At 62.9% G+C, this 22,829-nt stretch carries 22 protein-coding genes; 15 read left to right on the top strand and 7 right to left on the bottom strand.

Annotation, left to right across the window (positions count from 1 at the left end):
• Window positions 1–18: 18 nt before the first annotated feature.
• The 3 genes from VGD45_RS29170 to VGD45_RS29160 all read left to right on the top strand — a co-directional run bounded on the left by VGD45_RS29170 (window position 19) and on the right by VGD45_RS29160 (window position 2,754).
• The gene (locus VGD45_RS29170) at window positions 19–762 is read left to right on the top strand and encodes a GntR family transcriptional regulator (RefSeq protein WP_331158922.1); all 744 of its coding nucleotides are present in this window, start codon (window positions 19–21) and stop codon (window positions 760–762) included.
• Between the two features lie 110 nt (window positions 763–872).
• Window positions 873–1,334: a hypothetical protein gene (locus tag VGD45_RS29165; protein ID WP_331158921.1), complete on the top strand. Its 462-nt coding sequence runs from the start codon at window positions 873–875 to the stop codon at window positions 1,332–1,334.
• A 40-nt stretch (window positions 1,335–1,374) separates the two neighbouring features.
• Window positions 1,375–2,754, top strand: a complete 1,380-nt coding sequence (locus VGD45_RS29160; protein ID WP_331158920.1) for an FAD-containing oxidoreductase — start codon at window positions 1,375–1,377, stop codon at window positions 2,752–2,754.
• Here the strand turns inward: VGD45_RS29160 and VGD45_RS29155 are convergent, their stop codons facing one another.
• Window positions 2,755–3,396, bottom strand: coding sequence for a hypothetical protein (locus tag VGD45_RS29155; protein WP_331158919.1), 642 nt, complete (start codon window positions 3,394–3,396; stop codon window positions 2,755–2,757).
• A gap of 204 nt (window positions 3,397–3,600) precedes the next feature.
• On the opposite strand from VGD45_RS29155, the gene VGD45_RS29150 reads away from it, so the two are divergent.
• The 4 genes from VGD45_RS29150 to VGD45_RS29135 all read left to right on the top strand — a co-directional run bounded on the left by VGD45_RS29150 (window position 3,601) and on the right by VGD45_RS29135 (window position 9,869).
• Window positions 3,601–4,986 (top strand): P1 family peptidase, encoded by a 1,386-nt coding sequence (locus tag VGD45_RS29150; RefSeq protein WP_331158918.1) that lies wholly within the window; start codon window positions 3,601–3,603, stop codon window positions 4,984–4,986.
• 137 nt (window positions 4,987–5,123) lie between these two features.
• Window positions 5,124–6,296 carry a serine hydrolase gene (locus tag VGD45_RS29145; RefSeq protein WP_331158917.1) on the top strand — a complete coding sequence of 391 codons (1,173 nt, stop codon included), beginning with the start codon at window positions 5,124–5,126 and terminating at the stop codon, window positions 6,294–6,296.
• A gap of 61 nt (window positions 6,297–6,357) precedes the next feature.
• On the top strand, window positions 6,358–8,442 hold the full coding sequence (locus VGD45_RS29140) for a TonB-dependent receptor (protein WP_331158916.1): 2,085 nt from the start codon (window positions 6,358–6,360) through the stop codon (window positions 8,440–8,442).
• A gap of 53 nt (window positions 8,443–8,495) precedes the next feature.
• On the top strand, window positions 8,496–9,869 hold the full coding sequence (locus tag VGD45_RS29135; RefSeq protein WP_331158915.1) for an aspartate aminotransferase family protein: 1,374 nt from the start codon (window positions 8,496–8,498) through the stop codon (window positions 9,867–9,869).
• Between the two features lie 65 nt (window positions 9,870–9,934).
• Here the strand turns inward: VGD45_RS29135 and VGD45_RS29130 are convergent, their stop codons facing one another.
• On the bottom strand, window positions 9,935–10,924 hold the full coding sequence (locus VGD45_RS29130) for a LysR substrate-binding domain-containing protein (RefSeq protein ID WP_331158914.1): 990 nt from the start codon (window positions 10,922–10,924) through the stop codon (window positions 9,935–9,937).
• Window positions 10,925–11,111: 187 nt separating this feature from the next.
• On the opposite strand from VGD45_RS29130, the gene VGD45_RS29125 reads away from it, so the two are divergent.
• On the top strand, window positions 11,112–12,506 hold the full coding sequence (locus VGD45_RS29125) for a peptide MFS transporter (protein ID WP_331158913.1): 1,395 nt from the start codon (window positions 11,112–11,114) through the stop codon (window positions 12,504–12,506).
• A 24-nt stretch (window positions 12,507–12,530) separates the two neighbouring features.
• Here VGD45_RS29125 and VGD45_RS29120 read toward each other — a convergent pair whose 3' ends face one another.
• Entirely contained in the window at window positions 12,531–12,959 is a 429-nt protein-coding gene (locus tag VGD45_RS29120; protein WP_331158912.1) for a hypothetical protein, read from the bottom strand.
• Between the two features lie 326 nt (window positions 12,960–13,285).
• The gene (locus VGD45_RS29115) at window positions 13,286–13,528 is read right to left on the bottom strand and encodes a hypothetical protein (RefSeq protein WP_331158911.1); all 243 of its coding nucleotides are present in this window, start codon (window positions 13,526–13,528) and stop codon (window positions 13,286–13,288) included.
• A gap of 951 nt (window positions 13,529–14,479) precedes the next feature.
• Between VGD45_RS29115 and VGD45_RS29110 the strand changes: the two genes are divergently transcribed.
• Genes VGD45_RS29110 through VGD45_RS29090 form a run of 5 tightly spaced genes read left to right on the top strand, consistent with a single transcriptional unit; the run spans window position 14,480 to window position 18,293 of the window.
• Window positions 14,480–15,007 (top strand): hypothetical protein, encoded by a 528-nt coding sequence (locus VGD45_RS29110; protein ID WP_331158910.1) that lies wholly within the window; start codon window positions 14,480–14,482, stop codon window positions 15,005–15,007.
• A gap of 3 nt (window positions 15,008–15,010) precedes the next feature.
• Window positions 15,011–15,427 carry a phage holin family protein gene (locus VGD45_RS29105; protein ID WP_331158909.1) on the top strand — a complete coding sequence of 139 codons (417 nt, stop codon included), beginning with the start codon at window positions 15,011–15,013 and terminating at the stop codon, window positions 15,425–15,427.
• Complete coding sequence (locus tag VGD45_RS29100; RefSeq protein ID WP_331158908.1) at window positions 15,424–16,191, top strand: DUF3618 domain-containing protein; 768 nt, start codon at window positions 15,424–15,426, stop codon at window positions 16,189–16,191. Before VGD45_RS29105 ends, VGD45_RS29100 begins: the two co-directional genes overlap by 4 nt.
• Before the next feature lie 36 nt (window positions 16,192–16,227).
• Window positions 16,228–17,124 carry an SRPBCC family protein gene (locus VGD45_RS29095; protein WP_331158907.1) on the top strand — a complete coding sequence of 299 codons (897 nt, stop codon included), beginning with the start codon at window positions 16,228–16,230 and terminating at the stop codon, window positions 17,122–17,124.
• Window positions 17,121–18,293: a zinc-dependent alcohol dehydrogenase gene (locus tag VGD45_RS29090; RefSeq protein ID WP_331158906.1), complete on the top strand. Its 1,173-nt coding sequence runs from the start codon at window positions 17,121–17,123 to the stop codon at window positions 18,291–18,293. The genes VGD45_RS29095 and VGD45_RS29090 overlap by 4 nt, the downstream gene beginning before the upstream one ends.
• An 81-nt stretch (window positions 18,294–18,374) precedes the next feature.
• Here VGD45_RS29090 and VGD45_RS29085 read toward each other — a convergent pair whose 3' ends face one another.
• From VGD45_RS29085 to VGD45_RS29075, 3 genes are all read right to left on the bottom strand, one after another.
• The gene (locus VGD45_RS29085; protein WP_331158905.1) at window positions 18,375–19,241 is read right to left on the bottom strand and encodes an SDR family oxidoreductase; all 867 of its coding nucleotides are present in this window, start codon (window positions 19,239–19,241) and stop codon (window positions 18,375–18,377) included.
• Between the two features lie 68 nt (window positions 19,242–19,309).
• Window positions 19,310–20,362 (bottom strand): pyridoxal-phosphate dependent enzyme, encoded by a 1,053-nt coding sequence (locus VGD45_RS29080; RefSeq protein ID WP_331158904.1) that lies wholly within the window; start codon window positions 20,360–20,362, stop codon window positions 19,310–19,312.
• 69 nt (window positions 20,363–20,431) lie between these two features.
• Entirely contained in the window at window positions 20,432–20,905 is a 474-nt protein-coding gene (locus tag VGD45_RS29075; RefSeq protein ID WP_331158903.1) for an Lrp/AsnC family transcriptional regulator, read from the bottom strand.
• Between the two features lie 134 nt (window positions 20,906–21,039).
• Here VGD45_RS29075 and VGD45_RS29070 point away from each other — a divergent pair, with 134 nt between their 5' ends.
• The gene (locus VGD45_RS29070; RefSeq protein WP_331158902.1) at window positions 21,040–21,654 is read left to right on the top strand and encodes a glutathione S-transferase; all 615 of its coding nucleotides are present in this window, start codon (window positions 21,040–21,042) and stop codon (window positions 21,652–21,654) included.
• Between the two features lie 151 nt (window positions 21,655–21,805).
• Window positions 21,806–22,528 carry a DUF899 family protein gene (locus VGD45_RS29065; protein ID WP_331158901.1) on the top strand — a complete coding sequence of 241 codons (723 nt, stop codon included), beginning with the start codon at window positions 21,806–21,808 and terminating at the stop codon, window positions 22,526–22,528.
• Window positions 22,529–22,829: the final 301 nt, after the last annotated feature.

Below are 22,829 nucleotides of genomic sequence, written 5' to 3'. Positions count from 1 at the left end.
CACCTGGGGAGGGCCGTAATGAACAGCGAAACGGACAACGCCACGGTCGCCAAGACCATCGCCGACCAGACGTATCGGCATCTTCGCCGGGACATCATTTCCGGCGCGCTGCCGCCGGGGTCGAAGCTGGCGATGGAGATGCTGACCCAGCGCTACAACGTGGGCTTGAGCCCGCTGCGCGAGGCGTTGGTGAAATTGACCGGCGATGCTCTGGCGGTGGCCGAGGGCCAGCGCGGCTTCTGGGTGTCCCAGATCTCGCCCGAGGAGTTGCAGGACACGATGAGCACGCGCCTGCTGATCGAAACTCAGGCGCTGTCGCTGGCCATCGAAAAGGGCGGGCCGGAGTGGGAGCGCGCCGTCAAACAAGCCTACGACGAACTTGCCGCGCTCGAAGAGAGTCGCAAGCGGGATGACGCGGCGACTTTGGCGCGCTGGGAAAGCGCCAACCGTCGCTTTCACGAAGCGCTGGTGTCCGCATGCGGCTCGAAGTGGCTGCTTCGCCTGCGCGGCATGCTCCACTATCACTCCGAGCGTTATCGAATGATCTCGCAGGCCGAAGCCGGCGCCGACGTGCACGATGAGCACGAAGCGCTCCTCGAAGCCGCACTTGCCCGCAAGGCGCCGCGCGCCTGCCGTTTGATCGAGCTCCATATGCAACGTACCACTGCCGTGGTCCGGGCTGCGTTGGAAGGCCGTGACGAAGAAGGGCCGAGCAATGCGAAGAAGCGCGGCAACAGCCGCCGGACGAACAAACGGTCGTAGCCACCATCGTTCGCGCGCTTGACTATTCGTGCTTTTCTGCAGTTTCACCTGGTCAGGGATGGGATGGGTTGGATTAGCATCGGGTTTCAATTACATCTAATGGGCGGGCCATGCTGTATCTCCTCGCATTGTTGATCGGCGTCGTGGCGGGGCTGCGGGCCATGACGGCGCCGGCGGCGGTGTCTTTTGCCGCGCATTACGGGTTGTTGGGCTTGAGTGGCACCTGGCTCGCCTTCCTGGGCTATCGCTGGACGCCCTGGATTTTCCTGGTGCTGGCCATCGGTGAGTTGATCGCCGACCAGTTGCCCTCCACGCCGAGCCGCAAAGTGCCCGTGCAGTTCGGCACTCGCATCCTGATGGGTGCGGCGACGGGCGGCGCGATGGGCGTGGCCGCTGGATCGCTCTGGGTTGGCGCGGCGATCGGCGTGATAGGGGCGATCATTGGCACCTTCGGTGGAGCGGCTGCGAGGGCCAGGATGGCGGCGGCATTCGGTAAGGATCCTCCGGCTGCGTTCATCGAAGATGCGGTGGCCATCGCGGGCGCGGTCCTCATCGTGCTAGCTTTGCGATGACCGCACCCTTCGGCGCAATTTTCCGCGGGCGGGCTCAGCGATGACACACAGCTTCGACGCCATCATCATCGGCGCCGGCCAAGCCGGGCCGTCGCTCGCGGGTCGCCTCACCAAAGCCGGAATGAAGGTCGCGTTGATCGAGCGCAAGCTGTTCGGCGGGACTTGCGTCAACACCGGCTGCATGCCGACCAAGACGCTGGTCGCCAGCGCCTATGCCGCCCACATCGCACGCAGGGCCGCCGACTACGGCGTGATCACAAACAGCCCGATCGGCATCGACATGAAACGCGTGCAGGCGCGCGCCGCGACGGTAACGCTCAATGCGCGCACCGGCGTCGAAAGCTGGCTGCGCTCCATGAGCGGCTGCACGGTCATCGAAGGTCACGCGCGATTCGAATCCGCCAACACCATCCGAGTCGGCGAACAGACGCTCACCGCGCCACGCATATTCATCAACGTCGGCGGCCGCGCCAATGTGCCGAACATGCCGGGCGTCGAAGACATTCCTTTCCTGACGAACACCAGCATCCTGCAAGTCGATTTCGTCCCCAAGCATCTGGTGGTGGTCGGCGGCAGCTACATCGGCCTGGAATTCGCGCAGATGTTTCGGCGCTTTGGCTCGCAGGTTACCGTGGTGGAGCAGAGCGCGCGACTGATCGGTCGCGAGGACGAGGACGTGTCGCTCGCAATCGCATCCATCCTCCAGAACGAAGGCATCGCGCTGCGTACTCATGCCGAATGTATCAGCCTCGCGCCGCATGCCGAAGGCGTCGAAGTCCATGTGAGTTGCAAGCAAGGCTCGCCGACCGTGGTCGGCAGTCACGTGCTGCTGGCGGTCGGTCGCGTGCCCAACACTCACGACCTCGGTCTCGACCGCGCTGGAATCGAAGTCGACGCGCGTGGCTACATCAAAGTCGACGACCATCTACAAACGAACGTCGCCGGCGTGTTCGCGCTCGGCGATTGCAATGGTCGCGGCGCTTTTACACACACTTCATACAACGACTTCGAAATCGTCGCCGCCAACCTGCTCGACGGTGAGGATCGCCGTGTGAGTCAACGGATTCCAGCCTACGCGCTGTACATCGATCCGCCGCTGGGACGAGTCGGCCTCACGGAAACGCAAGCGCGCGCCAGCGGCAGGCAACTGTTGATCGGCATGCGGCCCATGAGCAAAGTGGGGCGCGCCATCGAAAAGGGCGAGACGCAAGGGTTCATGAAAGTCATCGCCGATGCGCGCTCCAAGCGCATTCTCGGCGCATCCATTCTGGGCGTGGGCGGGGACGAAGCGATTCACGGCATCATCGATGTGATGAATGCCGATGTGCCCTATACGAAACTGCAGCAGGCGGTGCCCATTCATCCGACGGTATCGGAGCTCATCCCGACCGTGCTCGGCGACATGCAGCCGGTCGGCTGATCATTCCACTGTCGGCGTCGGCAGCACTCGCTCCACCCAGGCATAGCCGAGCGCGCCCGGTCGAACGAACAACAGCGCCCGGTTCTTTGCCAACAGCGCATGGTATTCATCGGGCCGGATGCGCAGCTGTGGCGGCCAGGGTAGATCCGGCGGCCACTCCCGAGTATCGAGAATGTAATAACTGGCGTTCCGGGGCAGGGGCGAATCGGTTTCCACATGCTTCGGCGACACGCCGCGTAGCTCATAGATCCGAGCCGTCCCAGCATCCAGATGGATATTTGCTTCACGCATCAGCGCGTACGCGAACAGAAAAAAGCCCGGCAGGGCGACGAGAAGGCCGGCGAGCAGGACCAGCCAGGCCCGCCACGATCTGCCCAGCAAATAGAGGCTGAAGAACGCGAAGGGCAGCAGCGCCGACAAGCCGAAGATGGCGCTGGTCTCGATCATCGATGCGGAGTCGAGAATATCCGTGCGCTCCCAGGCACGCAGCAGGCCATAGATGCCGGCGATCAGGCTGGCGGCCGCGACCCAGAGCACTGTCACCGCCCGTCGACCGAACGATCCGCGCGCGTATTTCCGGACGCTGAGCACGAACGCGACCGGCACGAAGATCAGGACGAGCAGGCCGAAGGCGAATCCCATTCGATGAGCTCCCCATTCACGTTCAATAATCGGTGGCGGCGGCAAGAGTAGTCATAAGCTGCCTGCCCGCACCACGAACTCCCGCACAAGTGGTGCTCTCGGAGGTGTCCCCAGGGCACCATCGGCGTCCCTGATGGCATCGCCCCGGCTTTTTCGCCTGTGCTTCAATGCCTGACGCTGTTAAATGCCCGGAGTTGTAGCCCGATGCGAACCTTGCATTCGTCCGTGGCGGCCCTGCTGCTGGCCGCTGTCACCGCCTGTCCTGTCCACGCCTCCGAGTCGGGGACCGTCCAAACCTCGCAGGATTCGCTGCAGCCGGTGACCAACGCGGGCGAAAAGAAGCTGCAGTTCGACTGGCCCATGCTCGAGATCGGCACCGGCGAGTACGCCGAAGGGCCGACCGGCGTCACGGTATTTCGTTTCGGTCGCAAAGTGATGGGGGCGGTGGATGTTCGTGGTGGCGGGCCGGGCACGGTCAACACCGACTTTCTGCGTCTCGGATATAACTACCCCGATCTGGATACCGTGGTGTTCTCGGGCGGATCTTGGTACGGCCTCGAGGCGACCACGGCCGCGGCCACGGCGTTGAAGGACGACGGAGTGCGCGGTGGACATTGGGACAACGTCGCATTGTCCGTGGGCGCCATCATTTATGACTTCGGCGACCGTCGCTTGAACGAGATCTATCCGGACAAGCGACTGGCGCAGGCCGCGTTCCGTGCAGCCCAGCCTGGTGTGTTCCCGTTGGGTGCGCAAGGCGCCGGACGTTCGGCTCGCAGCGGTCAGTTCTTCGGATGTAACGCGCACTCCGGGCAGGGTGGTGCGTTTCGTCAGGTCGGTCCGGTGAAGATCGCGGCGTTCACCGTCGTGAATGCGTTCGGCGTGGTCACCGATCGCAACGGCAATGTCGTCGCATGCAACCCGGGCGAAGGTTGGCCGAAGACGTTGCGTCCCACCGAGCTGCTCGCCGGCATGCCGAACAGTCGCAAGCCGGGCTGGCAGCCGCCGAAGGAAGCCGGTCGCAACACCACCGTCAGCCTGGTGGTCGTGAATCAAACATTGGAGCCGGCGTTGCTCCAACGAATTGCAGTACAAGTCCACACCTCGATGGCGCGCGGCCTGCAGCCTTTCGCCACGGAGTACGACGGCGACGTGCTCTATGCAGTTTCCACGGGCGAATTGGATGACAAGCAGGAGGGCGCGCTTACCTCGGTGGATCTCGGTGTGATCGCCTCCGAAGTGATGTGGGATGCGATTCTGTCGTCGGTGCCCGAGCAGCCGCGCGCCATGCAGCCGAACAAGCGTTTCAAAGTGGCTGCCGCCGATGTGACGAAGTATCAGGGCGACTACAAGTTCAGCGAGTTCGTGAGCGTGCGCATCTCCGAGCAAGGCGGCAAGCTCGTTGCGCAAGCCACGGGCGCGCGCGACGCCTTCGCGATCAAGAAGCAAGCGGCCGTGGAGTTGCAACCCGTGGCGCAAGGCGACTTCACGGTGCCCGGGCGTTATCCGCTCAACGTGCGTTTCGCCGATGGCAAGCTGATCCTCAATCCCGGCCACTGGCAGCAGATCGGAGTGAAGTCGGCCCAATAACTTCACTAGTGACAGATGCGCACCAGGGAGGCCATTCCCTGGTGATCGCAGCTCACCGAAGCCGTCGGCATTGGCAACTGTGCGCCCCGAGGCCCGGCGATATAACAGCACCATCGCTGTTATTCAGGAATGTCACCTTGCATCGCGACGCCGAAGTGCGCAGCCGACGTGCGGATGAATCCGAGCCCGCCGTTTCCGTGGCCCGCGACGCCTACGCGGGCAAGCTGCTCCCCAACGTCCAGCTCCAGCTGTTTCGCGAAACGAATTGGGGTTTCGCGACGCGCGTGATCGCTCGTGGCGGTCCGGTTCAAGAGCTGCCGCGCGCTGACATTCAGCTGCAAGACATGGTCGTGCACTCCAGAGGCATGGAGCTCGACCTCGTCGACTATCTCTCACGCAATCGCGTCGCTGGCCTGTTGTTGTTGAAGCGCGGCCGGATTGCTTTGGAGCATTACGACTTGGGCATCGACGCCAGCACGCGCTGGATTTCGATGTCGATGGCGAAGTCGGTGAGCACCACATTGGTGGGCGCGGCGATCCAGGACAAGCTCATCGGCGGCGTCGACGATCAACTCACGCGCTATCTGCCCGAGCTTCGCGGCACCAGCTACGACGGCGTCTCGATTCGCCACCTGCTGCAGATGACTTCCGGCGTGCATTGGGACGATACGCACACCGATCCGAAGTCCGAGCGCCGCCGCATGCTCGAGATGCAAATCGCGCAGCAGCCGGGTGCGATCATGAAGTATCTGGCCGGTCAGCGTCGGATCGCCGCGCCCGGCAGCGTCTGGAACTACAGCACCGGTGAAACCCACGTCGTCGGCGCGCTGGTGCGCGCGGCCACGGGTCTGTGGTGCGCCGACTACTTGTCACAAAAAATCTGGTCCAGGGTCGGCATGCAGAGCGACGCCACCTGGTGGCTCGAAGCGCCCGAGGGACTCGAAGTGGCCGGCAGCGGCATCAACGCGACGTTGCGCGACTACGCGCGTTTCGGCCTGTTCATGATGAATGGCGGCGTGATCGGCAACGAGCGCGTATTGCCGGAAGGCTGGATCGCCGAAGCGACGCAGCCTCGGCAAGTAGGTAATGCGCGGGTGGACTACGGCTACATGTGGTGGCCGGTGGCTCGCCCAAATGGTTCTTTCGCCGACGGCGCATTCAGCGCGCGCGGCATCTTCGGTCAGTACATCTATATCAATCCGCGCGAGCAGGTAATCGTGGCGGTGTTGAGTGCCCGTTCCAAACCGAAGGGAGCCGAGGCGATTGCCGACAATGACTTTTTCAACAGCGCGGTCAACGCGCTGAAGTAGCGAACGACGCGGATAACTAGCACAACGGCTTTACTCTGGGGATCAAAGGTTGGGAGGCAACATGGCGAAGCGAATTAGATACATCACGGCACTGGCGGTGGTAGGGGCAACCACCTCCGTCAGCACGATGGCGCAGGAACTGGCGGTCGAAGAGGTGATCGTGACCGCGCAAAAGCGCGAGCAGCGACTGGTCGACGTGCCGGTGGCCATCACCGCGCTCGGCGGCGAGGAAATTGCGCAGAAGGGTCTCACCAACATCCAGGACATCGCGTTCGCGGTGCCCGGCATGGCGCTGCGCGAGGACGGTCCGGGCAGCTATCAGATCTTCATGCGCGGCTTGAGCAATCAATACGGCAGCGATGCGCTGGTAGGCGTGTATCTCGACGAAGCGCCCATCACGCTCACCGGCTTCGACCAACTCGACGCGCGTCCGATCGATCTCGAGCGCGTCGAAGTGCTGAAGGGCCCGCAGGGCACGTTGTACGGCCAGGGCACGGTGGCCGGCGCCCTGCGTTACATCACCAAGTCGCCCGATCTCTCCGAGTTCGGCGGGTCGATCGAAGCGCAGGAATCGTTCATCAGTGGCGGCGACTCGCGTGAAGTGGTCACCGGCGTGTTGAACGCGCCCCTCGTCACCGACAAGTTCGGCATTCGCATCGCCGCTCACGCCGAGGAAGGCGGCGGCTGGCAGGATCAGCCGGAAGCGGGCATCGAAGACGGCAACAACCAGGACCTGCGCGTGGTCCGCACCAAGATGCTGTGGAAGCCGACCGAGGCGCTGTCGGTGCAAGGCATGGTGATGATCCACCGCAACGAGAGCGAGCTCGGTCTCGGCTATGAAGAGCCGGATCGCACCGTGACGGTCGCGGTCGACCGCTCGCGTCGCCTGGTGCCGAAGGAGTTCAAGTACGACTTGTACAATCTCGATGTGAAGTACGACCTGGGCCCGGCCGAACTGCTCAGCTCCAGCACCTATATCGATCACAATCATCATTATCCGTTCTCGTACATCGGCGGCCCGGAGACGATCTACGAAGGCGCGCTTGAAGGCACCGACGCTCGTCGCACGCGCGCCCACCAGTTCACTCAGGAGCTGCGCTTGAGTTCCGCGGGCGACAACTTCTTCAACTACACCTTCGGCGCGTTCTATCGCTCGCTCAGCACTTCGCTCTACTCGAGCTACGACACGCTGTTCGCGGGCGCTTACTTCGGCGACCTCGAGTACTACGATCGGGACACGTACCAGTCGTATGCCGTGTTCGGCGACATCTCGTTCCGCTTCGCCGAGCGTTGGGAGATCGGCGGCGGCGTACGCTACTTCGAAGACGACCAGGAGAACTGGGACGGCTTGACGTTCGTCGAGAAGGATTCGTTCGACTCGGTCGATCCGCGCGTCTATGCGTCGTTCAAGGCGACGGATGACATCAACATCTACGCGAGCGTGGGCACCGGGTTCCGCAGCGGCGGCTTCAATCGCGGTCCGGCGCCGAACTTCGAGCCGGAAACCCTGGTCAGCTACGAGCTGGGCAGCAAGGGCATCCTGGCCGACGGCCTGCTCGCGTACGAAATCGCGGCGTTCTACAGCGACTACAAAGACATGCTGCGTCGTGGCCTGGTGTTCGATCCGGCGACCGGCCAGACGTCTCAGCTGACCAGCAACATCGGCAAGACCGAAGTGAAAGGCGTCGAAGTGGGGCTGACGTTGCGGCCGACCGAGAGGCTGACGTTGAACACCACCGCCACTTACCTGGACAGCGAAGTCACCGAAGTGAAGGCGCTTGGCGCGACCAACCTGCCGGGCGATCCGGTCGACTACGTGCCGGAGATCAGCTACACGCTCGGCGCCAATTACGACTTCGACTGGAGCGCGACGATGCCGGGCTTCTTCCGCGTCGACTACAGCTATCGCGACAAGGTGAGCTACGTCGACCTGAGCAGCTTCCCGCGAGAGAACACGCCGCAGTTCTCGGACGACATTTCGCTGCTGGCGGCGCGTCTGGGCATGAAGATCGGTCAGGCCAGCGTCGAGCTGTTCGGCACCAATCTCACCAACGAGAACAAGTGGATCGATCCGTATCACGACTGGACCAACGCCAACCGCACGCGGCCGCGTGAAGTGGGCGTCAAGGTCGGCTATCAGTTTTGATTTCAGCTGTCAGGGGCCTTCGGCCCCTGACAGGATGATTGTGTGGAGACGCAATGGCTCAGACTTTCAGAAGCACTCAGGACTACCGGGCGTTGGACGTGGCTCACCACGTCCATCCCTTCACCGACCAGAAGGCGCTGGCCGGCAAGGGCGTGCGTGTCATCACGCGGGCCGAAGGCGCGTACGTGTGGGACAGCGACGGCAACAAGATCCTCGACGGCATGGCCGGTCTGTGGTGCGTGAACGTCGGCTACGGACGCAAGGAACTGGTGGATGCGGCGACTCAGCAGTTACAGACGCTGCCGTACTACAACAGCTTCTTCCAGACCTCGACGCCGTCGCAGATCGAGCTGGGCAAGGTGCTGGCGGAAGTCACGCCGCCGGGTCTGAAACGTTTCTTCTATACGAACTCGGGCTCGGAGGCGAACGACACCGTCATCCGTCTCGCGCGTCACTACTGGCGCGTCAAAGGTAAGCCGACCAAGCGCACGTTCATCGCGCGTACGTTGGGATATCACGGCAGCACACTCGCTGCCGTGAGTCTCGGTGGCATGCCTCACATGCATGCGCTCGACGGCGAGTTGCTGCCGGGCTTCGCGCACATTCCGCATCACCACTACTACACCCAGGGCGGTGGGCTGAGTCTGGAAGAGTATGGGCTGAGAGCTGCCGCCGAGCTGGAGAAGAAGATTCTCGAGCTCGGCGCCGACAACGTGGCGGCGTTCATCGGTGAGCCGGTGCAGGGCGCGGGCGGAGTGTACGAGCCGCCGCCGGGATATTGGGCCGAGATTCAGCGTATCTGCCGCAAGTACGACGTGCTGGTGGTCGCGGACGAAGTCATTTGCGGCTTCGGTCGCACCGGCCAGTGGTTCGGTTCGCAGACCTATGGCATCGACCCGGATCTGATGCCGATGGCGAAGGGTCTGTCGTCGGGCTATCTGCCGATTGCCGGCGTCGCGATCCACGATCGCATCTGGAAGGAAATCAACGAAGGCGGCGCGCTCGCGCACGGCTACACGTACTCGGGTCATCCCGCGGCATGCGCCGTCGCGATCGCGAATATTCAGTTGATACGTTCGGAAGGCATCGTCGAGCGCGTACGGGAAGAGATCGCGCCGTACTTCCGCAAGTGCCTGCAGGAGCTGGCGGCGTCGCATCCCATCGTCGGCGAGATTCGTGGCGTCGGTTTGATCGCGGCCATTCAGCTGGTCAAGAACAAGCAGACTCGCGAAATCTTCACCGCCCAGGACGACGCGGCGAATTTCTGTCGCGACGTGGCCGCGAACAACGGCTTGATCATGCGAGCGGTGTATCAGTCGATGGTGCTGAGCCCGCCGCTGATCATCACGCGGGCGCAGGTCGATGAGATCGTCGAGAAGGCGCGCCAAGCGCTGGATGCGACCGCTCAGAAGTTTGACCTCGGGTAAGGTCGTTTGCGGGCGCGGATGACGGAGGGTCGTCCGCGCCCGCTTTCTTTACTCCAATCGATTTTTTATGCCGTACCCGCTTTCAGGTGCGGGTGCTGTTTCTTGATGGTGGCGATCATCCACTGCCGGAACTTGCGGATCACCGGCGAATCCCAGCGCTTCTCGCGCGCGATGAAGTAATAAATGCCCATGGCCTGCGGCAGAAACGCGGGCTTGCCTTCGCCCACGTCCACCAGGCGACCGCTCGCCAGGTCGTCCGCCACGATCACGTAGTTGGTCAGCGAGATGCCGCGGCCGTGCCGGGCCGCGTCCAATGTGAGATGACCCTGCCACAAGCGTGTGCCGCTCAGCTCGACGTCCTCGTGGATGCCGTGGACGCTGAGCCAGTTGCGCCAGCGATTGAAGTTTTCTTCATGTAACAACTGGTGTGTGAGCAGATCCCGCGGCTCGTTGATGGGCGCGGCGCGGGCCAGATAGTCACGATTGGCTACCGCCAGCACGGGTGTGTGCACGATCTCGGCGCTGCGCAGCTCGGCTGCGAGCTCGACGCGGTCCGCATAGGGTGCGACCAGGCGGATTTCGACATCGGTGTGATGCGCGAGCACGTCCGGCAGGCGATCGAGCGGCCGCACTTCGATGTCGATGCCGGGATTGGCCTGTTCGAACTCGCCGAGGCGGCTGGACAGCCAGAGCAGGGCGAAGCCCGGCATGCAGCGGATGTGCAGGCGGTGATCGTCGCCGCGCTTCATCAGATCGACGGTCGCGCCGGCGATCATGTCGATCGCGGCCGCGACCTGCTTGTGATATCGGATGCCGTCTTCGGTCAGCACCGCGCCGCCGGGGGTGCGCTGAATCAGCTTGGTGCCGGTCCAATCCTCGATGGCGCGCAGGTGGCGGCTCACGACCGCGTGGTCGCGGCACAAATATTGGGCCGCTTTGCGCACACCGCCCAACCGAGCCACGGCGTCGAAGGCGCGCAGCGCCTCGAATGGCGGCAACGCCTTGCGCGACGGCAAGGTGGCCGCAGGCTGGTGTGCGATTTTTTCCTCGCTCATTCTGGTCAACTCGGCACATCCTCCCCAGGGAAGATGTCTTTTAACAACCTGCCCGGATTGTGTCACGGCCGGTGCGAAAACGGCACCAAGCGGGCTGGCTTTGGCACTGCTCGCCGGCGCGGTACGCTGACAACATCGATACTCGGGGGAGAGCTGATTTGCTCCGTTTTAACGCGAAGGGGTGCCGTTGAATACCATCGCCGAGGCCGGTCAGGGCATCGCATCGCAGGCGTCCAGCGCCGAATTTTTCGGCCATCCGCGCGGTCTGGCGTATATCGCCTTCACCGAGGCTTGGGAACGATTTTCGTTCTACGGCATGCAGGCGCTGCTGGTCCTGTACATGTCGGGATATCTGCTGCAGCCCGGTGTGATCGAGCAGGTGATCGGCTTCGCCGGCCTGCGCTCCGCCATCGAGGCGGTGTTCGGCACGTTGTCCACGCAAGCGCTCGCGGCGCAGATTTTCGGCCTGTATATCGGCCTGGTTTATTTCGTGCCCATCTTCGGCGGCCTGCTCGGCGACCGGGTCATCGGCCGCAAGCGGGCGGTGTTGATCGGCGCCGCGGCGATGGCCGTTGGACATTTCTTGATGGCGTTCGAAGCGGCGTTCCTGCCCGCGCTCGCCGCGTTGATCGTCGGTTCGGGATTGCTCAAAGGAAACCTCGCCGCCCAGGTGGGCGCGCTGTACTCGAAGGACGATCGCCGCCGCGACAGCGCCTATACGACGTACTGCACCGCTATCAACGTCGGCGCTTTCGTTGCCCCATTGGTGTGCGGCACGCTGGGCGAGTTCTATGGCTGGCACTACGGCTTCGGCGCCGCCGGCATCGGTATGTTGATCGGCATCGTCATTTATCTGTCCGGCGCCAGATATTTGCCTTCCGATGCGCCGAGCGCCTCGGCGGTCGAGGAGCGCCCCAAGCTGCAACCGGGCGATCTGCGCAAAGTCATCGTGATATTGGTGCTGCTCGCCATCACTGCGCTGTTCTGGACCGTGCAGACGCAGGTATGGAACACCTATCCGGTGTGGTTGCGCGACGAGGTCGATCGTTCCTTGCCGTTCGGGCTGACGCTGCCGGTGACCTGGTTCCAGGCGCTGGATTCGCTCACCGTATTGCTGTTCGCGCCGCTGGTGATGTTGTTGTGGCGGCGTCAGGCGCAGCGCGACGCGGAGCCAGGCGACCTGGCGAAGATCGCGCTCGGTTGCGGATTCTTTGCTTTTGCCTGTTTTCTATTGAGCGCGGGCCAGTGGCTGGCGGGCGAAGGCGCCGTGCCGGTGTACTGGCCGATCGCGTTTCATTTCATCTGCGCCGCTGCATATCTCTATGTCGCGCCGATTGCGCTCGCGCTCGTGTCGCGCGCGGCGCCTGCTGCCGTCAACGCTATGATGGTCGGGTCCTACTACCTCGGCCTGTTCGTCGGCGGCATCGCCAGCGGCTGGCTGGCGCGTTTCTATGAGCCGGTCGGCCCGGTGTTCTTCTGGCTGATCCACGTGCTAGTCGCGGTCCTCGGCTCGCTCAGCGTGATCGTGCTCCGAGGAATGTTTATCCGCGTGCTGGATCTCGATGCAAAACCGGCGGCCTGACGCCAGGCCGCCTCGTCAGAAACATCAGAACGGCAACGGTTTGAGGTCCGGATCGATCCAGGCGCGCCGCGCCATCACCGAGAACAGCACCGGCTTCGACCAGTATTCGAGCAACCAGTCGGAGCGCCCGTACTTGCTCGCAAGCAGCCCGTTCAACGCCTCGTGCAAGGGCGTTTCCCCTCGCTTCGACAGCCACTCGCGCGCCGCGCGCAATGAAGCCAACGTAATGGTCTCGTGATAGCCGCCCGCATCCGTGTTTGGCACCCCGGTGCCGAGGTTATAAGCACGGATCAGTTTGGGCATATCGGCTTCCGCGTTCATGCCGGGCCGACATAACACCCAGAACGCGGCCGCGAAGTGCGCCGCATGGGTCCACTCGGGTTTGGGCAGGGTTCGTTCGAAGACTCCCAGACCGATGCGCTCGATCTCGGCGTCGCTGCTGAAATGAATCATGGTCAAGCTCCTGAAGGTGGTTACCAGCGAAGCTCGACAAAGCCCCGCCGATGGGCGGGGTTGCGGGAGACGTTTGTTTGGAATCTAGGGCTGGAGAGAGCCCGGAAGGGTCCGAACGCGCGCACGCGCAACCGCCGCGAACAAGCGCGGTTGTTGTTGCTGCGTACGTTTGGCGAATCGGAACATGGCGCGGACTATAAGCGCGCTCATGTCAAGGGTCAAATGGTAAACGGGGCGAGGGGCGAGAGTCAGGCGGCCTGCCGGGCCCGGAAACGAAGTGTGGCAGGTGCAACCGGCCACACTCCGATGTCACAACCTGCTGCGGATTACTTGCGGCGGGCGGCTTTCTTCTTGGACGAGCGCAGCGACAGGCCCAGCTTGTGAATGCGCTGGCGGACGGCCGCCTCGGTGCGCTTCAGTTTGCTGGCGATGGCGCGAGCCGGGGTGCCTTCCTTGATCAGGCCCTTCATCTCACGGTCGTTCTGGCTCGTCCAACGGACGCGCGAAGTCGCCTTGCTGCTCTTCTTCTTGGCGGGGGTGGTCTTGGATCGTTTTGCTTTAGTTGCCATGGTTAGTCCTCTGGGTAACGCCGCTTGAAATCCACGGCCGCCTCGACAAGTTCCGCGGTGGTGAACTCATCTGCTCATCGGGCAGGCCAAATACTCGAGTATCGGCTTGCCGATTGACGGCCGCTTGATGAAATCGTTAGGTCCGTTCTTGACTGTGGGTCGCTGACGATTCGTTCAACGGGCGCGCAATCCCGTTAAGAAACGTCGCTGATTCGCCGCCGACTCGGGGCTCGAAGTGGACATGTTCCAACCGATCTTCCAACGGGGGGGCGTGTGCAATGCTACTTATCACTTCGATATCGTACCAAATCATGGCAGGGAAGTTGTATATAACATGAGGCAGACGACAAACATATGTCGCCGCGGCCTGCTACTACCGAAATATTTCCTGCAGAGCAAGCATCTAAAGTGATTTATCCGGAACAGACCGCGCTTTTTGCGCCGTCGGACCGGTAAAAATGCAAAAGAAATGTCGCTGCGCAAGCCGAAATAGATGTTGGCCGGGTGTTTCATGCGCTCGCGGACGCGACGCGGCGTGAAATTTCGGATCGAAACGCCAGGCAGGCGGTCCGGTGGCCCGGCCAACCTGGCCCTCGCGGTGTCGCTGGTTGCAGTCGTTCAGCATCCGCGGGCCGGGGGCTGACCGCCGCGGAGCAATGGATCCAGGGTGTCTACTTCGGCCGCGAGCTCCATCCGGATCCTGGCCGGAGCCGTCCGGGATCTCGGAAATCACAAAACGACTACGCGGTAATGCGGGGAGGCAACCGGCGGGCCCCTGGATGGAACGGATGTAAGAAGATCACGCGCACTGCCGTCTTCCAGCGCGGGGCGCCTGCCGGCCCGCTCTCATATGTTTATGCCCATCGGCCCATTGCATTTGCACGGAACCTTCCTGCGCGGGCACTGATTGAGAATCGTCTGGCGGCGATGAGAGCTCAACGGGAGCAGCGTATGAACGAATCCACCGACAGCACTACCACTTCAGGAGTGCGTGGCCGAGCGGCCAATTTGAAGAGCCGTTTACAACAGGACGGCAAGGAAAAAATCGAGAGCGGGAAACGAGCGGCGGCGGACCAGATCGCGGAAATCGCCGACGCCATCGACCTCGCGGGCGCGCAGCTCGATCAATCGCAACCGACACTGGCGAGCTATGCCTCCAGGCTGGCCGACGGTGTGGGAACTCTTGCGACGCGCTTGCGCGAGGACAGTATCGAAGATCTATATCGCGACATACGGCGCGTCGCGACCGATCATCCGGGAATGTTTCTGCTGGGCAGCGCCGCGCTCGGTCTGATGATCGCGCGCTTCATGAAGGCGACTGGCGAGGAAACTGCGGCCGAGGATCTCGGCGAGGCAGCGGAGTCCGAAGCACAGGAATGGGGCGAAGTCCCCGAGGTCAACGAGGCGGTGGAGAATCCGTCGTTATACGGCTCGTCCGCGACGCCCGATTCTCCGGGAGCCCCCCAGAGAGGAGTGTGAGCCATGGCGTCCTCGCCCGTGTCCGGTGGTCCAGGCGTCGCAGAATCCGGGTCGGTGACCAGTCTGCTGACGCGTTTGATGGATGAGGCGCTCGCCCTGGCAAAGAACGAGATCGCGCTCGCCAAAGCAGAAGCCCGCAGCGCGCTGCGCGACGTGAAAATGAGCGTCGCGCCGTTCGCGATCGCAGCCGGCGTGCTGCTCGCGGGCGCGCTCACTCTGGTCGCGACCTTGGTGCTGGCGCTCGCTGAAGTCATGCGTCCGTGGCAGGCGGCGCTGATCGTCAGCATCGTCTTGCTGATTGCCGGATGGCTCCTGCTCAAGGCAGGCCAGCGCAAATGGTCCCATCTCGGCGAGGAATTCGATCGAACTCAGGAATCGTTACAGAAAGATGCGACCGTGGTCGCGCGGAGGACTCCATGAACGCCACATCCGATGAGCGCAGCGCTGCCGACCTGGAGCGCGAGGGCGAACAGATTCGCGCGAGTCTGGATCGCACGCTCGATGAGATTCAGCAGCGCCTGTCTCCTGCCGAGCTGATGGATCGGTCCATGGAATTCGTGCGGGAGAACGGCATGGATCTGCTGCGCGAGGCGGCCGATACGGTGCGTCGCAATCCCGTGCCCATCGCGCTGACCGCGGCGGGGCTCGTCTGGCTGGTGGCTTCGGTGGCGAGATCCCGCTCCTCCGAGGATGTCGGCGGCGAGGGACAGGATCTGTCGCGCTACCGCGCTCAGTCGGGCCGTGGCTATTCCCGGTATGGCCGGGATCCGGACGATTATCGCGGCGATTATCGGACCGATTTCGAGCGCGAGGACTGGGACGCCACGGCTCACGGCCGAGTGCGCAACGCCGCGCATGAAATGAGACGCAAGGTCGAGGGCGGGGTGTCGAGATCCATGCGAACGGTGCAGAGCTACACCCGCGATGGCGGTTCGCGCCTGGGCGATCTGGTGCGAGAGCAGCCCGTCGCGCTCGGTGCGTTGGCATTGGCGGCAGGTGCGCTCTTGGGAGCGGCGCTGCCGACGACTCGATACGAGAACAAATATGTGGGCCCGGTACACGACCGCACCATGGCGCGGGCCAAGGAAGCAGGCAAGCGCGAGTACGAGAACTTACGTCAGGCGGTGAAGTCCTCTCAGGCCCGCATGCAACGAGGCCCTGACGAACCGCGTGAGACGCACTAGGCCCCATTTCATCGATCAGGCGACGAGGATACAAACATGGCTGCATCGTTTGCTCAACGTCCCGCCCTGGACCGCTCGCTGGGATGGTTCAGTGTCGGGCTGGGCGTGGCGGAGCTGCTTGCGCCCAAAACGGTAGGACGCATGATCGGAGTGGGAGATCAAAGCACGCTGCTACGAATGTGTGGCATGCGTGAGCTCGTCAGCGGCGTGGGATTGCTTTCAGGGCGCGCTCCGGCGACGTTTGCAATGTCTCGCGTCGTCGGCGATGTGATGGATCTGGCGTTGCTCGGTGCGTCGCTGCGTTCGCCGGACTCGAATCCGACTCGCGTTGCCGCGACGGCGACGGCGGTGGCTAGTGTCGCGGCGCTGGATTTGTATGCGAGCAAGGTGGACGTGCGATCGTCCTTTGCGGAAGCGACTCAGGATGTGCCGATCACGGCCAGCTTGATGATCAACAGCCCGCCGGAGCAGGTGTATGCCTACTGGCGCAAGCTCGAGAATCTGCCGCGCTTCATGACGCACCTGGATTCGGTGAAGGAGCTGGACGAGAAAACATCCGAGTGGCTGGCCCACGCGCCCGGCGGCGTGAAATTGCAATGGCGCTCCGAGATCGTCGAGGACGAGCCGGGTCGGTTCATTTCCTGGAATACCTGCCCCGGATCGCAGATCAACCATTGCGGCAGCGTTCGCTTCGAGTCGCCCCCCGGCGGCAAAGGCACGTTGCTGAAGATCGAGATCTACTACGGCCTGCCGGGTGGGCCCATGGCGGCCAAGGTGGGGCAACTCATATCCAACGGGCCCGAAGCCATGGTGATGGAGGATCTGCGACGTTTGAAACAACTGATCGAGACCGGCGAGATCGCCACGACGCGCGGCCAGCCGTCAGGCACTCGCAGCCTGGTGGGTCGCGCGTTCAGCAGGAGTGAGTCATGAGAGCGGTGTGCTGGCAGGGTGTTCACAAGGTCGGTGTCGAGGACGTGCCGGATCCGCGGCTGATCAATCCGCGCGACGCCATCATCAAGGTGCGCAAGGCGGCGATCTGCGGCTCGGACGTGCATCTGTACGACGGCTATGTGCCCACCATGATGCGCGGTGACATCCTCGGCCACGAGTTCATGGGCGAAGTGGTGGAAACCGGTTCCGGCGTGAGCAACCTGTCCGCCGGCGATCGCGTGGTGGTGCCGTTCCCCATCGCTTGCGGCAATTGTTTCTTCTGCGAGCAGGAGATGTACTCGCTATGCGAGAACTCCAACCCGAACGCGCGCCTCGCCGAAAAATTCTGGGGCCACTCGCCATGCGGCATCTTCGGCTATTCGCATCTGCTCGGCGGCTACGCGGGCGGCCAGGCCGAGTATGTGCGCGTGCCGTTCTCGGACGTGGGACCGCTGAAGATTCCCGATTCGGTCAGCGATGAGCAGGCCCTGTTTCTCGGCGACATTCTCCCCACGGGTTATATGGCCGCCGAGAATTGCAATATCAAGGAAGGCGATACCGTGGCGGTCTGGGGCTGCGGCCCCGTCGGTTTGTTTGCAATCATGAGCGCCAAGTTGCTCGGGGCTGCTCGGGTCATCGGCATCGATCGTTTTCCGGAGCGGCTGACCCTGGCGCGACGTGCTGGCGCTGAGACCATCAACTACGACGAAGAAGATACGCTCGACACCCTGCAGGAGTTGACTGGCGGGCGCGGGCCGGATGCGTGCATCGACGCGGTCGGCATGGAGGCGCACATGCATGGCGTTCAACATGCCTATGACAAGGTGAAGCAGGCATTCCGCATGGAGACGGACCGGCCGGGCGTGGTGCGTGAGTGCATCCAGGCCTGTCGCAACGGCGGCACCGTGTCGGTGCCTGGGGTGTATGGCGGAATGGCCGACAAGATTCCGCTCGGCGCCATCGTCAACAAGGCGTTGACCATCAAGTCGGGACAGACTCACGTGCAGCGCTATATGAAACCGCTGCTCGCGCGCATCGAACGGGGCGAGATCGATCCGACCATGATCATCACCCATCGCGTCAGCATCGACGAAGTGCCGGATGCGTTTCAGATGTTCCGCGACAAGCAGGACGAATGCGTGAAAGTGGTGGTCAACTTATCGTCTTGACCGTGGCCTCGTAATGAGGCCGGCGGCGCGCCGGTCGCGACCGGATCCTGCTTGTCTGGTCGCGCCTGCGCGATGGAATCCTCAGAGCAGCGGCTTGCCGCCAGTCACCGCGACCGTCGCGCCTGAAACATAACTCGCCTCATCGCTCGCCAGCATGACGTACACGGTCGCCAGCTCGCAGGGCTGCGCCGGCCGTTTCATCGGCACCTGCGATCCGAAGTTCTGCACTTTGTCCTCGGACATGGACGCTGGGATCAACGGCGTCCAGACCGGGCCGGGCGCCACGGTGTTGGCGCGAATTCCTTTCTCGGCGAGCAACTGAGCCAGTCCCGCGGTGAAGTTCTGAATCGCGCCCTTGGTCGTCGCGTAGGCGAGCAGCGTGGGATTGGGAACATCCGCGTTGATCGAGGCGGTGTTGATGATGCTGCTGCCAGGCTTCATGTGAGGCATGGCCGCTTTGGTGATGTAAAACATCGCTGAAAGGTTCGTGGCCAGCGTCTTGTCCCATTCCTCGTCGGGGATCTTCTCCAGCGCGTCGTATGTCATTTGATGCGCGGCGTTGTTGACCAGAATATCGATCCGGCCGAGCGCCTCCACCGATTTTTTCACCAGCGTGCGGCAATGTTCGGCTTGCGCGATGTCGCCTGGCACGAGCAGGCATTTGCGGCCGGCCGACTCGACCAGACGCTGTGTTTCTTTGGCGTCTTCGTGCTCGTTGAGATAGCTGACGACGACGTCCGCGCCTTCGCGTGCGAACGCGAGTGCGACGGCGCGACCGATGCCGGAGTCCGCGCCGGTGATCAGCGCCTTCTTATCCGTCAGACGATTCGCACCTTTGTAGCTGTCCTCGCCGTAGTCCGGCTCCGGCTTCATGGCCTTGCTCGAGCCGGGCAGGGATTGGGACTGCTTGGGGAAGGGCGGTTTGGGAAACTCTTTTTGCGAACTCATGACGGCTCCTGCCTGCAAACGGCGAACGTTGAGTCCGAAAAATCGAGCAGTGGAACGCAAAGTTCCGGTCAATCGTCGGCGGGCCTGCCGACGATTGATAAATCTCGCTCGCTGGCGATGAGCAGCACGACGCTGTCGGATGTGAGGCGATGTAATTCCCGCAGCTCGGGGCGGGCCGCCGCGCGCAACAAGCCGGCGACGCCCGCAGCTCCGGAGGTCGTCGTGCTCGGGCCGCCGACGTTGCGCAATCCGGCCCTGCCCATTCGCAACTCGGCTTCGGAAACCGACATCGTCGAAACGGCGTGCCGCTGCAGAATCCGCAGCGCTGGGGCGGAGGCAACGCCGCAAGCCAGCATCGAAGCGGATGTATGTAATTGTCCGTCGACTCGCGTGAGTTGTCCGAGCTCCAGCGCTTGCGCGACACAGGGCGCTGATTCGGGCTCGACGACGATGAATCTGGCGGGTGCGCGCAACAGCGATTGCAATCCTTCGACCATGGCTGCCGCAAGGCCGCCGACGCCGGCTTGCACGAACAGATGAGAGGGTGATTCGCGAGGCGGCTCGCGAAATTGTGCGATGAGCTCTTGTGCTAACAGCCCGTAACCTTCTATCACGGCGTTCACGACAGCGGAGTTCGGATCGCTGGAGGTGTCGGAGATCAGCAAGCCGTCGCCTCTTTCGGCGGCTGCTTCAGCGGCTAGCACCGCGTCGTCGTACGTGCCACTGACGCGCATTACTTCTGCGCCCTGCGCTTCGATTCGCGCGGCGCGTGCTTCGGTAACTTCCGCCGGAAGGTAGACGATGGCTCTGGTTCCGGCTTTGTGCGCGGCTGCGGCGACTGCCAGGCCGTGATTGCCTTCGCTCGCGCAGATCAATCGGGGCAGCGATCTGGCGTCAGAAAACAAATCGCGCGGATCATCGATGCCGCTCGCCTGCGCCAGTGCGCGCACGCCGGCTGTCATGCCGCCGAGCGATTTGAAGCTGCCGAGCGGGCGTTCGCCTTCGACTTTGACGAACACGCGGCCGACACCGGTCAGGCTGGCAAGTGCAGGGAGCTCGAGCAGCGGTGTGGGTTCGGCCTGCGGCCAGAGCAGGCGCCAGAGATCTGCGAGGTTTTTCATGCGCCGATTATGAACGCCGCGTGGCGCTGACAAGCCGCAAATCCTGCCGCTCGGTGGCGGCGAAACAGCTCATTCCTCCGTTGGTGGGATTGGAATCGTCAGTCCCTGCTTCACCAGGCCGAGCACGACGTTGGTGGTGAAGCGGCGCACGTTGGGATTCTCCTGCATCAACTGCGACATCATCGCGTCGAAGGCTTCCGTGTCGCGGGCGGTGGCGATGATCACGAAGTCTGTTTCGCCGGTGACATAGAACACCTGCTGGATCTCGACGCGCTTTGTCAGCCACTCGCGCAGCTGCGCCAGCAATTCCGGGCGCTCGCGCTCGATCTCCAATGACACGACGAAGAAGGTCGGCCTTCCCACGGCGCGTGGATCGAGGACGGAGGCGTCACGGATGATGACACCTTGCTCCCGCATTCGTTTCAACCGGCGCTGAATCGCCGAGGGCGACAAGCCCACGTGCTCGGCCAGTTGCTCGGCGGTTTGCGAGGAGTCCTGCTGTACCAGGTTCAGCAGTTGGCGGTCGAAGCGGTCCAGATCCATGTCGTGCAGTTTGATGTGATGAATGTAGCCCGACTCCGCGGAAAAGCCGCATCGCGCCGGACCGAATCGCGGCCGTTGCGCGCGTCGGTGCTCTTACCATCCTAGCTCACGTCGCTACCGTGGTGAATCTGCCGATGAAACTGCTCTATCAAACTCATTCTCCTTATGCTCGCAAGGCGCTGGTGTTCGCTCATGAGGCCGGGCTGGCTGACCGGATCGAGGTCGTGCATCACGAGACCAGCCCGCTGCGTCGGAATGAAGAGGTATTCGCGGCGAATCCTTTGGGGAAAGTGCCCGTGCTGCTGCGGCCTGGGTTGCCGGCGATTTTCGATTCCGATGTGATCTGCGCTTATTTGGATACTTTGCATGCCGGTCCCAAACTGATTCCTGCCGATGGCGAGGCTCGCTGGCGAGCGTTGCAGTTGCAGGCGGTCGCGCAGGGGGTGGCCGATGCGGGCATCGCGATTCGCTGGGAAACGCAACGTCGGCCCAAGGAACTGCGGTATCCGCCGCTGCGCGATGGCTATGTCGAGAAGTTACTCGCCAGTTATGACTGGCTGGAACAGTCGCTCGATATCGATGCGCCCTTGCACGTCGGCCATATCGCCCTCGCTACCGCGCTCAGCTGGCTCGAATTTCGCGAGCTACCCACGTTCCGGCCCCGCCCGCGACTGACGCGGTGGTTCGATGAGTTCAGCAACCGACCCTCGATGTTGGCGACACCGCTGTGGGGACAGACGCACGACTAGGCGGCTTTTCGCCGGCTAGGCCGAAATAAATTCCGGGCGGCTGTCGTTTTGGGCGGCCGCGGGCCGTCCTTAGGGTATGAGGACGATGAAGGATTGGCACCGGGGCGGGCTCGGGCGTCGATCCTTGTTCCTTTTTCGAAGGAGACGCGACATGGCCCAAACACAGACCAAACCTCAAGCTCTCGTCCCTGCCGCGGAACTGGCGGCTCGGAGCAAGATCAGCCTTCCTAACGAGAGCGCCGAATATCGCAAGGCTCGTACGGCGCTGCTGGCGGAAGAAATCGAGCTGCGGCGTCACATCGAACGCGTGGCGGAGATGCGTCGCGCGTTGCCGCCGGGCGGCGAGGTGAAAAAGAAGTATCGCTTTCAGAGTGAGCGTGGGCCGGTGAGCTTCGCTGACTTGTTCGGAGACAAGCAGACGCTCGTCGTGTACAGCTACATGTTCGGCCCTCAACGGGCCAAGCCATGCCCCATGTGCACTTCATTGCTGAGTGCGTGGGAAGGAGAGGCGCAGGACATCGAGCAGAACGTCGCACTCGCCATCATCGCGCAGTCGCCGCTCGAGAAAGTGCTGGAGTTCACCAAGGCGCGCGGCTGGCGGAATCTCAAGTTGTATTCGGATACGGATGGCGAATACAGCAAGGACTATCTCGCGAACACACCGGAGTTCGAAGACACCGCGGCTATCAACGTATTCACCCGCCGCGACGGCGTGATCCGTCATTTCTGGGCCGGCGAAATGGGCTTCGCCCAAGCCGACCCCGGCCAAGACCCTCGCGGCGCACCCGACCTGATGCCCATCTGGACCGTCCTCGACTGCACCCCCGAAGGGCGCAGACCCGATTGGTACCCCAGTCTCGAATATCCGCGGTGAAGTTGCGCTAAAGAAGACCCTCACCCCCTGGCCCCCTCTCCCGTTGGGAGAGGGGGAATGTGATTTTTATTTTCTTTTTCCCTGCGGGCGGAAGAAAGCGCAGATGTGCGCTGGTTCTTCAGCCGAAGGGCCGCTGCTGAAACCCGCGGTTGTTCCAAATTGCCACTCTGAGTCCGGTGGCCGTTTCAAGTTACCACGGTCCTGGCTCTGCGCGGTCGGGGTGGGCGGGCGGACATTTGGCGGCCGCCGCCGCGCGACGGTTTGCAGCTCGGCGGCTGGTGAGGTCGGAAGGCTGAGCTGA

This window comes from Steroidobacter sp., assembly GCF_036402275.1.
GTDB lineage: Bacteria > Pseudomonadota > Gammaproteobacteria > Steroidobacterales > Steroidobacteraceae > Steroidobacter.
The sequence above is the reverse complement of the archived record's forward strand: the minus strand, read 5'-3'. Positions and strand labels throughout refer to the sequence as shown.

What these genes read in the sequence shown, in the direction of transcription:
- VGD45_RS29170 (WP_331158922.1), top strand. Translation starts at nt 19, where the DNA reads ATGAACAGCGAAACGGACAACGCCACGGTCGCCAAGACCATCGCCGAC.
- VGD45_RS29075 (WP_331158903.1), bottom strand. Translation starts at nt 20,905, where the DNA reads ATGGATCTGGACCGCTTCGACCGCCAACTGCTGAACCTGGTACAGCAG.
- VGD45_RS29105 (WP_331158909.1), top strand. Translation starts at nt 15,011, where the DNA reads ATGGCGTCCTCGCCCGTGTCCGGTGGTCCAGGCGTCGCAGAATCCGGG.
- VGD45_RS29140 (WP_331158916.1), top strand. Translation starts at nt 6,358, where the DNA reads ATGGCGAAGCGAATTAGATACATCACGGCACTGGCGGTGGTAGGGGCA.
- VGD45_RS29100 (WP_331158908.1), top strand. Translation starts at nt 15,424, where the DNA reads ATGAACGCCACATCCGATGAGCGCAGCGCTGCCGACCTGGAGCGCGAG.
- VGD45_RS29155 (WP_331158919.1), bottom strand. Translation starts at nt 3,396, where the DNA reads ATGGGATTCGCCTTCGGCCTGCTCGTCCTGATCTTCGTGCCGGTCGCG.
- VGD45_RS29120 (WP_331158912.1), bottom strand. Translation starts at nt 12,959, where the DNA reads ATGATTCATTTCAGCAGCGACGCCGAGATCGAGCGCATCGGTCTGGGA.
- VGD45_RS29090 (WP_331158906.1), top strand. Translation starts at nt 17,121, where the DNA reads ATGAGAGCGGTGTGCTGGCAGGGTGTTCACAAGGTCGGTGTCGAGGAC.
- VGD45_RS29085 (WP_331158905.1), bottom strand. Translation starts at nt 19,241, where the DNA reads ATGAGTTCGCAAAAAGAGTTTCCCAAACCGCCCTTCCCCAAGCAGTCC.
- VGD45_RS29065 (WP_331158901.1), top strand. Translation starts at nt 21,806, where the DNA reads ATGGCCCAAACACAGACCAAACCTCAAGCTCTCGTCCCTGCCGCGGAA.
- VGD45_RS29110 (WP_331158910.1), top strand. Translation starts at nt 14,480, where the DNA reads ATGAACGAATCCACCGACAGCACTACCACTTCAGGAGTGCGTGGCCGA.
- VGD45_RS29080 (WP_331158904.1), bottom strand. Translation starts at nt 20,362, where the DNA reads ATGAAAAACCTCGCAGATCTCTGGCGCCTGCTCTGGCCGCAGGCCGAA.
- VGD45_RS29115 (WP_331158911.1), bottom strand. Translation starts at nt 13,528, where the DNA reads ATGGCAACTAAAGCAAAACGATCCAAGACCACCCCCGCCAAGAAGAAG.
- VGD45_RS29130 (WP_331158914.1), bottom strand. Translation starts at nt 10,924, where the DNA reads ATGAGCGAGGAAAAAATCGCACACCAGCCTGCGGCCACCTTGCCGTCG.
- VGD45_RS29135 (WP_331158915.1), top strand. Translation starts at nt 8,496, where the DNA reads ATGGCTCAGACTTTCAGAAGCACTCAGGACTACCGGGCGTTGGACGTG.
- VGD45_RS29160 (WP_331158920.1), top strand. Translation starts at nt 1,375, where the DNA reads ATGACACACAGCTTCGACGCCATCATCATCGGCGCCGGCCAAGCCGGG.
- VGD45_RS29095 (WP_331158907.1), top strand. Translation starts at nt 16,228, where the DNA reads ATGGCTGCATCGTTTGCTCAACGTCCCGCCCTGGACCGCTCGCTGGGA.
- VGD45_RS29070 (WP_331158902.1), top strand. Translation starts at nt 21,040, where the DNA reads ATGAAACTGCTCTATCAAACTCATTCTCCTTATGCTCGCAAGGCGCTG.
- VGD45_RS29165 (WP_331158921.1), top strand. Translation starts at nt 873, where the DNA reads ATGCTGTATCTCCTCGCATTGTTGATCGGCGTCGTGGCGGGGCTGCGG.
- VGD45_RS29150 (WP_331158918.1), top strand. Translation starts at nt 3,601, where the DNA reads ATGCGAACCTTGCATTCGTCCGTGGCGGCCCTGCTGCTGGCCGCTGTC.